This is a genomic window from Eubacterium sp. AM46-8, assembly GCF_003466705.1.
GTDB lineage: Bacteria > Bacillota > Clostridia > Lachnospirales > Lachnospiraceae > Lachnospira.
Map to the genome: position 1 here is coordinate 109378 of NZ_QSEU01000006.1, position 12495 is coordinate 121872.

7 protein-coding genes are annotated in these 12495 nt (G+C 34.3%); 6 read left to right on the plus strand and 1 reads right to left on the minus strand.

The genetic code is table 11. From position 1 onward, the window contains the following. Positions 1-44 precede the first annotated feature (44 nt). The 4 genes from DW963_RS05885 (at position 45) to DW963_RS05900 (ending at position 6991) form a co-directional block, all read left to right on the plus strand. Entirely contained in the window at positions 45-926 is an 882-nt protein-coding gene (locus DW963_RS05885; protein WP_147347583.1) for a hypothetical protein, read from the plus strand. Continuing rightward, a complete protein-coding gene (locus DW963_RS05890) occupies positions 919-2760 on the plus strand; it encodes an O-antigen ligase family protein (RefSeq protein WP_117914242.1) in 1842 nt (613 codons plus the stop codon). Before DW963_RS05885 ends, DW963_RS05890 begins: the two co-directional genes overlap by 8 nt. A gap of 18 nt (positions 2761-2778) precedes the next feature. Continuing rightward, complete coding sequence (locus DW963_RS05895) at positions 2779-5262, plus strand: hypothetical protein (protein ID WP_117914244.1); 2484 nt, start codon at positions 2779-2781, stop codon at positions 5260-5262. 112 nt (positions 5263-5374) lie between these two features. Continuing rightward, the gene (locus DW963_RS05900) at positions 5375-6991 is read left to right on the plus strand and encodes an Ig-like domain-containing protein (RefSeq protein WP_158568630.1); all 1617 of its coding nucleotides are present in this window, start codon (positions 5375-5377) and stop codon (positions 6989-6991) included. A 324-nt stretch (positions 6992-7315) separates the two neighbouring features. Here the strand turns inward: DW963_RS05900 and mgtE are convergent, their stop codons facing one another. Continuing rightward, positions 7316-8707, minus strand: a complete 1392-nt coding sequence (gene mgtE, locus DW963_RS05905; protein WP_353652783.1) for a magnesium transporter — start codon at positions 8705-8707, stop codon at positions 7316-7318. 320 nt (positions 8708-9027) lie between these two features. On the opposite strand from mgtE, the gene DW963_RS05910 reads away from it, so the two are divergent. Both DW963_RS05910 and metE read left to right on the plus strand, forming a co-directional pair. Further along, the gene (locus DW963_RS05910) at positions 9028-9927 is read left to right on the plus strand and encodes a LysR family transcriptional regulator (protein WP_117914250.1); all 900 of its coding nucleotides are present in this window, start codon (positions 9028-9030) and stop codon (positions 9925-9927) included. Positions 9928-10056: 129 nt separating this feature from the next. Beyond that, positions 10057-12327: a 5-methyltetrahydropteroyltriglutamate--homocysteine S-methyltransferase gene (metE, locus tag DW963_RS05915; RefSeq protein ID WP_117914252.1), complete on the plus strand. Its 2271-nt coding sequence runs from the start codon at positions 10057-10059 to the stop codon at positions 12325-12327. Positions 12328-12495: the final 168 nt, after the last annotated feature.

The window sequence follows — 12495 nt, forward strand, 5'->3', positions numbered from 1 at the left end:
ATGGAAGGGCGTATATTAATTACGCCCTTCTTTGGGTTAAGGATATGAATAGATTGCAAAGATATTTAAGAAGAGCTGCGATTGATTTGTTACTGGTTATCATAGTCAGTATTAATATAACACCGATGATTAGTTATGCTGATGAGAATAAGATTAATCTTAGTGTTGTAACAGATAAATCAGAATATACATCAGGAGATGTTGTTGATGTTGACATAAGAATAACTAATTATGATGAGACGTTTTCAGGAACAGTAACTACGATGATTATCGAATTATCGTATGACTATGATGTATTAGATATTGATATGTCTTCTATTAAAAAGATAGCTGATAATAATGGCGGTATGGGCTTTGATCATGTAAGTGTTAACGATGGAAAGGTTGTATATCAGTATATCAATGTATCAGATCCTTTGAAAAAGGGCAGCGAGGATATATTCTCACTTAGTTTCAAGGTTAAGAACAGTATTAATAATTCTGAACAGTTAAGAAGTGCATTAAACGTCAGTAATGCGGTGCTTCAGAATGGACAGAAAGCAATATCAGAAAGATACAATGTGGATATTTCTTATTCGGTTAATGACACTGTTAAGAATATAGTTAATGATGATTCTATAGGTAAAAAAGTATACAACGAATCTGGTAATTTATTAACAGAAGAAGTGGAAAATCAGACTAAACAAAATGTGAATGATAATAATGTCACTTCAGACAACAAGTCAGCCAATAATGAGTCTGTCAATAAAGATAATGGACTGGAGGCAGCAACATATTCTTCACAAAGCAATGATTCTAATGAGAGTAATAATAAAGCGAAACAAGGAAATGTATTATTAATTGCAATAATTGGTATTACGGTGATAGTTATATGTATTGCATATGCATTGATAATGACAAGAAAGAAAAAACATAAGGATGAATAAAGTTAAGCACGCAGTAAAGCCAGTAAACAATGAACCACGTTATAAAAGAGTGGCTGCATTAATGATAATGATATGTATGGCAGTTATTCCATGGATTACATACATGAAGGTTGTAAAGCTGGATTCAACGGCATCAGAATATTTTCAGAATTCAGATGGACTGTCTGTTGATTTTTTTCTGTATTATAAAGCATTTGTTGTTATCATTCTTGGAATATTGATTTTGTGTTTCATCATAGGTGAGAACATATTTCCAGATAACATAATAAAAGAAACGCCTGTAAGAAGTAAAAGCAACAGAATAATGGTAATTGCTGCGGGAGTAGTTGTTATCATGACAGTGCTGTCAGCAGTTTTTTCGAAATATCATGCTACAGTAAGAACAGGAAGTCCATCGGAATATGAAAGCATATATGTGATTGTATCATATATGTTGTTATTTCTTGGAGGAATGAATTATTTTTTCTATGAGAATGTCAGCAGATTATTAAAGAATATCATACTGGTACTTGCAATGGTGACAATTGTACTTACATGTGTAGAAGCGTTTTACAAGCCTTTGCTTGAGATTGACTGGATAAGAAATATGATAACCCCGTCAGCGTATAAGGGAGTTGTGTCAGACCTTAAAGTATCAGCATTTTCTGATATGGTTTCGCTTACTTTTTACAATCCTGATTATTATGGCGGATTCTGTATTTTGCTATTTCCTTTTATGTGGAATTGTTTTCTGACTGAGAACAGAAGAATATGGCAGATTATATATGGCATGCTGTCAGCAGGAATGATGTTTTGTGTACTTAAGTCAAAAGCAACAGCTTCATTTTATGTATTAATAATTGAGATTATTCTTACAGTAATTATTCATATTAGAAATCTGAAACGTATGTGGAAGAGATTTTCCGTGTATGTACTTGTCATGGTGTCAGTAATTGTTATTGCAAATGTTGTATCTGGTGGAAAACTTCTTGAGACAGGAAAGAATATAGCAGTTAATGAAACAATTGATGAAGTAAACAGTAGTGCAGATAAATTTCAGCTTGATGATATCAGACTTGAAGATAACAGATTGAGGATTATTGGACCGTGTAAGGAATTATGTATAGAAGTCGATAATGGGACATTACAGTTTACGGATGGTCAGGGGAATCTGCTGGAAGTCAGTAATTCAGATGATGTGATTTATTTTGACAATGAAGGATATTCAATGGTGACGATAACCATGAATTCATATAACCAGCTTGTAATTGATCTTGGATACGATGATACGATTGAATTTTATGTTTCAGATAACACATTTTACGGAGTTGGCCAGAATGGCTCTAAGGTTACGGATGTTTCAAGAGATAATCGTTGTGGCAGATGGTTATATCCGCTGTTTACAGGGCGTGGATATGCATGGGCAAACACTCTGCCTATGCTTGGCAAAACAATATTAATTGGTCATGGAGCAGGAACATTTGCATATTATTTCAAACAGAATGATTATGTAGGACTGCTTAACACACATGGCAGTACGAAATTCGTAATTGACAAGCCACATAGCATGTATCTGCAGACAGCTATGGAAGAAGGATGTGTTGCATTAGTAGCAATGCTTGTAATATTCACAATGGTTATATGGAATTATATAGTGAATTATAAATGTATAGAGTCAGGTTACGCTGATAACAAGAAGCATAATCTTGCATCAGTCGCCGGGGCAGGCTTTGTGGCTGGTGTGGGATTTATGATATACGGTCTTGTAAACGACAGTATGGTAACAGTTAATCCGATGTTCTGGATAATACTGGGGATATGTGTATCGTCAGTTTATGGGCTGAAAAATAATTAATTATATGGAGGAAAAAGAATGAAAAGAACAGTGAAAAAGGCTGTGTCAGCAGCCATGGCGCTTGTTATGACAACCGGAATGTTTATAACAGGCAATGGGAATGTGGTAAAGAGTTATGCTGATGAAGTAGCACAATCAGATATTAACACTAAATATGTTGATGTGATTGGAGATAATGAGTATAGCACAGGTGTATCATATGATGAAGGAATAATACTTTTATCAAATGTTACAGATTCAACATATACTAATAAGGGAATTATAAAAGATAAAGTATCTCTTTCATCAGATTCAACACTTGCATTTGTTGATAAGGATGGGGTTGACCATGTGTTAGAAAATCAAGATGAAAATGGCAATCAGATATATGATGCAATATATGGATCAGTATCACAGACATACTATGATTACAGTATTGTAGAAAAAGATTCAAAGATAGGGGCAATTGATGATCGGGGTGTATTAGTTACATTTAATGGGCAGGAATGGTTTGATGATGTAAATGTGTATAATGCGGATAAAATAGGTTATACATATGGACTTAAACAGTATACAAGTGAAAATGTATTTGATTTTACGCTTGTAAATGCAAATGGTAATACATTATTTTCAGTTGATAATTGTACAAATGTAAAAGATTTTACAACTAATAAAAATTATGTATATACATCATATTTCTTATTATTTGAAATGGAAGATGGAACATCTGCATTAATGGATTTCTCTGGAAAGAAATGGTATGAGGGTGAAAAATGCAGAACGAGTGGTTTTGCTGATACAGAAGATAATATAGCTGTATTGCTGTATCACGAAAACTCATATGGATATTATAATTATACAACAAATCAGGTGATTGAACGAGAAGGCTATTTGAAATCATTTCCTGTTGCTGGAAAGTATAAATATTTATGTGTTAATGACGGAAAGACAACTATCTACAATAATAAAATGGAAGAAGAAATGGTAATTGATGGAGAATATCAATATATTACATATATTGTCAGTAACACAGGTAAAGGTAAAGGATTATACACATTAAAAGATTCGAATGGTAGTGTGTTAAATATATGCAATAAAGATGGAAGCAAATGGTTTGATTCAGATTCACAAATCAAAAAGGCATCAGGGTTTTCTAGTGAAGAAGGAGGAATATTTACATTGTCGGATGGAGCAGATTATTTTGTCTCAGATGGCGGTGACATAAAAGTTAAATTAGCACAGTTACAGGCAGGTGCAGTTGCTAAATTAAAAGAAATGACTGGAAAAGCAAGTTATTCTAAAGTTTCATATTATGCTGAAGATTTTGGACTTGTATTTTCTTTTACTATGGATGATGATAGTTCAGTACATAGTGTGGTTGTAACAAAGTCTAGTGATTATAAAGAATATGAATACCTTGAATATGGTATAATAAGAAGGATTATATGGCATTCGGGTCAAGTAAGTAATTCATATGGTATTTTATATGCTGGTGAAAATATTGATAAGACAATAACATTAAAAAACGGTTCAACTGTAACTTGTGATACAAGAATAACAAAAATGTATAAAAGATTTGAAAATAATATAAAAGAAGTTGATAGTACGCAAGTTTTATATGCATCTACTAAAGACATATATTTATACTCAGAGTCCGGACAAAGATATAAGATGACATCAGAAGGACTTACAGAGTATGAGAGTACTTCATTTACTAGTCCGTATTTAAAGAAAATAGGTGATACGGGATCATATATTTATGCGCCTTATGAAGATGGAATAAGAAGATATAGATTATATGATGCCAATGAAAAAGAAATTAATATAGGATTAGATGATTTATATAATAATGATAATTATAATAGTATAAGAGTTTCATCAGATGACAATGGATATGTAACTGTACGTTATTATGATACTAATAAAGGTGCTTATTTAAATAAAATGTATACATATTTTGGTGAGCATGTAATGAATTATACGGGAATAATTTCATATTACAGTGGTCTTGCGGGTGATATATATTTTGTTAATAACAGAGCAGTTAGATTCAAATATATATTATCTAATGGACAATTAAATGATTCAGCTTTAAGGGAAGATTCTACAATAAAGATAGAGACAATTGAGGGTACAGAAGAGAAGACTTTCTCAGGTCTTAAGGAAAACTCATCAGTTGAAGATATCAAGAATGAATTACCAGGACTTGAAATAGCTGTTATAGATAGTGAAGGTAACACATTGAAGGTATATGATAAAGTAGGAACAGGTTGTACAATTCAGTCTATCCAGAACGGAAAAGTTGTTGATACAGCAAAGATTGTCGTTAAGGGAGACATAGATGGAACAGGAACAATAGATGTTCTTGATATGGAAGCAATACAGAAATCAATACTTGGAATTGGAGATAAGCTGTCGGGAGCATATAAAGAAGCTGCTTCATTATCAGGTGGTGTGGATATAACAGTACTTGATATGGAAGTTATTCAGAAAGATATTCTTGGAATAGAGAAGATTAATTAAATTTTTTTAACCTGTCATATTAGATTGAGTACATTTAATATGACAGGTTTATTTAAAATATTGAGGAGGATTTTTTATGCGTTGTTTGATTAAGAGAATTGCAAGCATTATTATGACACTTTTAATAGAATTAACAATGGTTATTAATATTGTTCCAACATATGTATATGCTACGGATATAGGCGCACCAGAAATAAATGTTCAATCGTTAAAAGTAGATAAAAAGCAGGTCAAAATAGGGGATAGTGTAAAGGTAAGTATAAGAATAACAGATGAAACAGAGATAAAGCATGTGTTTATGTTTTATCAGAGACCACAGACAAAGAATACAGAATCTATGGTATTAACATATAATAATATTACAGGATATTATGAAGGGGAAATAGAAATAAAAGAGACAAGTGAAAGTGGAATATGGAAAATAAGTTGGATAGAAGCAGAGGATATATATGATAATCAAATAGAAATTCATAATAGTAATGTATATGATTTTTATGAAGAAAAAGCAGATTTATCGGCAGGAAATATTGAGGTATATGTAGATAGCAGATATGAAAGTATTACTCCAATGCAGGATATAACGGTGTATTCAGAGAGTACAGTAGTTAGTAATACAGTAATAAATGGAGATGTATATATAGGCTCAGAGGCAGTTGTATCATTATTGAATGTTATAGTTACAGGAGACATTTATGTACTTGGAGGATTAAAAGTAGTAAATATTTCAGCAAAGTCTCTATATGGAAAGTATGTTTCATATGGACAAGTATCTTTGTATAGAAATGGAGAAGTTTGCATATCAGGTAATAATACATTTTCAGGAACAGTTTTATTTGATACAAATTTTTTGCCAGATATTCCAGTGCGTATAGATAAGGCAATTAATAGTGAAGGTAAGTTGTATATGACAGGGGTTGCTGCTAATATAGCAGATATGTATATATCAGGAATAAAAATTAATGTTTTAAATAATGGTAAATTTTTGATTGATGGTATAGATATACAAAATCAAGAATACATAATAATAAAATGGATTATGTATGATGGAAGTGTTAAAGAAGAGAAGATAGCATTAAGTGATAAGGATGGGAATATTCCAATATTAGATGTTGAACTTAGTCAAACACATGTTGTTATTAAAGAAGGCGATTTTTTTAAACTAACAACTAATATATTTCCAGATAATACAACTTTATCAAAGTCGATAACGTGGGATAGTAATAATACTTTGGTTGCAGAAGTTGATTCTGATGGTAAGATATTAGCAAAAAAAGCTGGAGAGGCGATAGTTACAGCAACTAGTGTTAATGAGAAGAATGCTACCTGCAGGGTTACTGTTGTTTTGCCATACATAAAGGCTAATATATATAAAAATGTTTATCAATTACATAGTTATTATGATGATTTAGGTGTGAAAATTAATATATTAGACTCATCAGGCAAGATAATGTATGATAATCAGATAATTAAAACAGGATGTATACTTCAATATAAAGAAGATAATAAAATATTAAATACTTCTTCAATCGTTGTTAAGGGAGACATAGATGGAACAGGAACAATAGATGTTCTCGATATGGAGGCAATCCAGAAATCAATACTTGGAATTGGAGATGGTTTGTCAGGTGCTTATTATGAAGCAGCTAAACTTACTGGAAGTGATGTTATAACAGTACTTGATATGGAAGTTATTCAGAAAGATATTCTTGGAATAGAGAAGATTAATTAAGCAAAAACAGGAGTACATTACCATATATGAGGCAATATACTCCTATTTCTTCTAAGATAATTATCTGTTATTAAGAGTCTTCTCAGCCTTAGAATAAGCAGGATTTATAGAGAAGCCTATAGACAGAAGCATACTGGAACGGACGCTTGAAAAGATACAGAATGATAATGAGACAAGACAAAGTGAGGTAATTAAAGTTAATTCTAATGGAAGAGTTGCACCAAATGCAGATATAACCTGTTACAATACATATGAGTTCATAAAAGATATACATAGCGTACAGGGGAATGTTGCCAATAGTCATGGAGCATTCCCCTGTTTGTATTATACATGAAATATTTCAACAAGAAATATCATTGCGAGTCCATAGTAAGTCACAACTGCGACTAGGTCATTTACAGTTGTGATAAGCGGGCCTGACGCAACAGCCGGGTCAATGTGAATCTTGTGGAAAAACATTGGAATAATTGTTCCTACAAGGCTTGATACAACCATAGCAACAATAAGAGATAATCCGACGCAGCCAGATATTAAAAATGCTGACATCCACGCATATTTCTTGAATATATGAATATAGACACCTAAAAATACAAGTGCCATGATTCCAAGACTTGCACCATTAATGAAACCAATCTTCATCTCTTTGAAAAGAAGAGATAACTTCTTCTTAGCACTTAAAGTCTCATCCATAAGTACACGGATAGTTACAGCAAGTGACTGTGTTCCGACATTACCAGCCATGTCAAGAACGAGAGACTGGAAACATATTACAATCGGAAGAACAGCAACTACTGATTCAAATATTCCTACAACTGATGAAACTGCCATTCCAAGAAACAGCAGTATAATAAGCCAAGGCAGACGTTTCTTGATACTTACAAGAGTTGGCTCGCTTAAATCATCTTCTGAAGTAAGACCGGCGAGCTTTGCATAGTCATCACTCATTGCATCATCAACGAGTTCAACGATATCTGTTGCAGTAAGGATACCGCATATTTTTCCATCATCAGTAAGTACAGGAATGGAATCCTCTTCGTAATCTGCAATCTTATCAATACATTCATTGATATTTTCATGCTCATATACATAAGGGTATGAACTGCTTATTATGTCGGCAAGATTATCATTCTGTCTTGCTATAATTAAATCCTTTAAGTCAATTGCACCGGCAAATTTGCCAGCGCTATTGACTACATATATAGTTGATATGTTATCATGTTCGCCAGCCTGCTTGACAAGGGCACTCATGGCTTCTCTTATAGTAAGGGTGTTAGGTATGCACACAAAATTGTTAGTCATGCAGCTACCAATCTCATCATCTTCATAAGAAAGAAGCTTTTGGACATCTTCCTTTGCATCAGCGTCTAAGTGTTCAACAATTTCATTCTTCTTAGTTTCTGACAAATCGTCAAGTACATCAACCGCATCATCGGAATCCATGTAAGATACTACACGTGCAGCTTTCTCTAATGACAGTTCTTCAAGATATTTTTCAGTATCATCAAGATAAGAGAAAATCTCAGCAATCATATGTTCATCAAGAACGTTATATATATGTTGTCTTTCAGCAGGTGTAAGAAGAGTGATTGCTTCAGCAATATCTTTTTCATGATACTTAGAAAGTGTCTTAACTAATTTCTGTGAATTCTTAGATAACTTAAAAATCCTGACAAGTTCTTTTACATAATCTTTCTTAGGGAATAATACTTTGTTCATTGTGACCTCCTTCTTGCCTGAATTGGGCATAAAAATACATCGCTACAGATGATTGTGATAGTAAGGATCCTCTGATGCGATGTATAAAAGGCACAATTATTAGAATGTGGTTATGAGATTCTCACAGACAGCCACATTCTGAGCCTACGCTTATAGTATACACCGCAGTTCTTACTTCGTCCTATACGATCGCAACTATCCATGAAAATCCACCTCCGTTCATAATCAGATATTTTACGGGCTGATTGTATCATAATATTTTTTAAAAAACAACAAAAATGTGTTACAATATTTTAAATATTATACAGGCAGGTAAGAGTATGACATTACAGCAGTTAAAATACATTGTTACAGTTGCACAGACAGGAACTATCACAGAGGCGGCCGGGAAATTATACATTTCCCAGCCTAGCCTTACTAATGCAATTCATGAACTTGAAAAAGAAATGAATATTACGATATTCAACAGAACTAATAAAGGAATAAGTGTATCTAAAGAAGGTGAAGAGTTCTTATCGTATGCAAGACAGATTCTTGACCAGGCGGCAATCTTAGAGGATAAGTATAAGGGCGATAATGGCGGCAGGAAGCAGTACTGCGTATCGACACAGCATTATTCATTTGCAGTCAACGCATTTGTTGACCTTATAAAGCAGTTCGGGCAGGATGAGTATGATTTCAGCTTAAGAGAAACGCAGACTTATGAGATTATCGAGGATGTTGCAAGGTTAAGAAGTGAGATTGGAATACTGTTCATTAATGATTTTAATGAGGCTGTTATTAGAAAGATTTTAAAGTCATATGAACTTGAATTCCATGAGCTTTTTACAGCAAGACCACATGTATTCATAAGCAGAAAACACCCGCTTGCCCAGTGCAGTGTTATACATAACGGGCAGCTGGAGGAATATCCGTATCTGTCATTTGAGCAGGGTGAGCATAATTCATTCTATTTCTCAGAGGAAATATTCTCAGAAACAGCAAGAAAGAAGAACATAAGAGTCCGTGACAGGGCAACACTTTTTAATCTGCTGATTGGCCTTAACGGTTACACGGTAAGCAGTGGTATTCTTGACAAGAAGCTCAACGGAAAAGACATTATAGCAGTGCCACTTGCTGATGAATCAGATATGCATATTGGTTATATAACTCACAAAAAAGGGATGCTTAGCAGACTTGGAAGTACATATCTTGAGGCTATAAAAAAGTATCTTAAGTAGTTGTTAAATGTATATAAAACAGGTTAGACATAGTTTTAAACTATGATTAACCTGCTTTTTTATGTATTATACAAATGCTTTTTTCAAATTTATAATGACAACATCAAATTATAGACGAGGAGAGCAGGTATGAAGACAGCAGTAGTAGGTTATCCAAGGATAGGAACATTAAGAGAGTTAAAGTTTGCATTAGAAAAGTATTTCAGAAAAGAAACAAGTGCAGATGAACTGACACAGACAGCAAAGGAGTTACGAAAGATACACTGGCTTACACAGAAAGAAGCAGGAATTGATTATATTACAAGCAATGATTTCTCATATTATGATATCGTGCTTGATACAGCATTTTTACTGAATATAATTCCTGAAAGATACAGGGAACTTGAGGTTTCAGAGCTTGATAAATATCTTGCAATGGCAAGGGGCTATCAGGGAGAGAACGGTGATGTTAAAGCTCTTGCGATGAAGAAATGGTTTAATACTAATTACCATTATATTGTTCCAGAGGCAGAGGACAGCACTCAAATCAGAATCTCAGCTAATAAACTGTGGGATGAATACGCAGAGGCAAAAGAACTTGGAATTGAGACAAAACCGGTAATCACAGGTGTGTATACTTTATTTAAGCTGTGCAGATTTACAGGTAAGAAGAAAGCCGAGGATTTTATCAATGCATTTGTTGAAGCATATAAAGATGTTTATAGCAAATGTGAAGCTGTAGGAATTCAGTGGCTTCAGTTTGACGAGCCGGCACTTGTACAGGACATGACAGAAGAAGACAGAGAACTGTTTGTCAAAATGTATAGTGATATTTTAGGTAAGAAGAAGTCCTGCAAAATATTGCTTCAGACATATTTCGGAGACGTGAGAGATGTGTATGAAGATATTGTCAAGCTGTCGTTTGACGGAATCGGACTTGATTTTATTGAGGGAAAGAAGACAGCAGAACTCATTGAAAAATATGGATTTCCAAAGGACAAAGTATTATTTGCGGGCCTTGTCAATGGAAAAAATATTTGGAAGAATCATTATGAAAAGACTTTAAATGTGCTTAAAAAGCTTGAAGATAAGGGAATACAGACAGTTTTGTCAACATCATGCTCGCTGCAGCATGTTCCATATACATTAAAGCATGAGAATAAACTTTCGGATGAATATCTGAATTACTTCGCATTTGCAGAGGAGAAGCTTATTGAATTGAAGGAATTAAGTGAGCTTGCCAAGTGTACAGACCTTGAAGGAGACGAAAGATTCAAAGTTAACAGACAGCTTTTTGCAGGTACAAGAAAATGTGATAATGAAGCTGTAAAGAAAAGACTTGCGGAAGTTACAGAGGCGGATTACAGAAGACTTCCTGCAAGAAGTGAAAGACAGCAGCTTCAGAAGAAAGAATTTGTATTGCCAAAGCTGCCTACAACTACAATCGGTTCATTTCCACAGACAAAAGATGTTAAGGCCAACCGTTCAGCATTCCGTAAGGGTGAAATCAGCGAAGAACAGTATGTTGAATTTAATAAGAAGAAAATTGAAGAATGTGTCAGATGGCAGGAAAAAATCGGACTTGATGTACTTGTTCATGGAGAATACGAAAGAAATGACATGGTTGAATATTTCGGTGAAGCATTGGGAGGCTTTTTGTTCACAGAGAAAGCATGGGTTCAGTCATATGGAACAAGATGTGTTAAACCGCCTGTTATATGGGGAGATGTTTATCGCAAGAAGCCGATAACAGTTGAGTGGTCTGTGTATGCACAGTCACTTACAGATAAGATAATGAAAGGAATGCTTACAGGTCCGGTAACAATTCTTAACTGGTCATTCCCAAGAGAAGATATTACAATCAAGGAATCAATTTCGCAGATTGCACTTGCAATAAGAGATGAGGTGCTTGACCTTGAAGCAAATGGAATTAAGATCATCCAGATTGATGAGGCAGCCTTAAGAGAAAAGCTTCCATTAAGAAAATCTGACTGGAATACAGAATATCTTGAGTTTGCAATACCAGCATTCAGACTTACAGCAAGCGGCGTAAAACCTGAAACACAGATACATACTCATATGTGTTACAGTGAATTTACAGATATAATTCCAGCAATAGACGATATGGACGCTGATGTTATCACATTTGAAGCGTCACGCTCAGACCTTCAGATTCTTGATTCATTAAGAGAAAACAATTTTGAAACAGAGGTAGGACCGGGAGTATACGACATTCATTCACCAAGAATACCGTCGGTTGAAGAGATTACCCGTGCAATAAAGATAATGCTAACAAAGATAGACAAAGACAAGCTGTGGGTGAATCCAGACTGCGGACTTAAGACAAGAGGTGTGCCAGAGACAGAGGCAAGCCTTAAGAATATGGTAAAGGCGGTTGAGATTGTCAGGGCTGAGTTGTAGTGTAGGCATTTGTGAGACTGGAGATGGTTTATTGTGAGGCGGCGGGGTGGATTGGACGTTGAAGTGGAGAAAGTCACAGAGGAAGTCCAAAAGGGACTAGAAAACATGTCGGATTGGACGTTGAAGCAGTGGGAAAGCAAGCAAAAGTCCAAACGGAATGAGAAAACG

Excerpts from the sequence above, each read along its gene's own strand:
- DW963_RS05895 (WP_117914244.1), top strand. The coding sequence starts at position 2,779 with ATGAAAAGAACAGTGAAAAAGGCTGTGTCAGCAGCCATGGCGCTTGTT.
- DW963_RS05900 (WP_158568630.1), top strand. The coding sequence starts at position 5,375 with ATGACACTTTTAATAGAATTAACAATGGTTATTAATATTGTTCCAACA.
- metE (WP_117914252.1), top strand. The coding sequence starts at position 10,057 with ATGAAGACAGCAGTAGTAGGTTATCCAAGGATAGGAACATTAAGAGAG.
- DW963_RS05890 (WP_117914242.1), top strand. The coding sequence starts at position 919 with ATGAATAAAGTTAAGCACGCAGTAAAGCCAGTAAACAATGAACCACGT.
- DW963_RS05885 (WP_147347583.1), top strand. The coding sequence starts at position 45 with ATGAATAGATTGCAAAGATATTTAAGAAGAGCTGCGATTGATTTGTTA.
- DW963_RS05910 (WP_117914250.1), top strand. The coding sequence starts at position 9,028 with ATGACATTACAGCAGTTAAAATACATTGTTACAGTTGCACAGACAGGA.
- mgtE (WP_353652783.1), bottom strand. The coding sequence starts at position 8,707 with ATGAACAAAGTATTATTCCCTAAGAAAGATTATGTAAAAGAACTTGTC.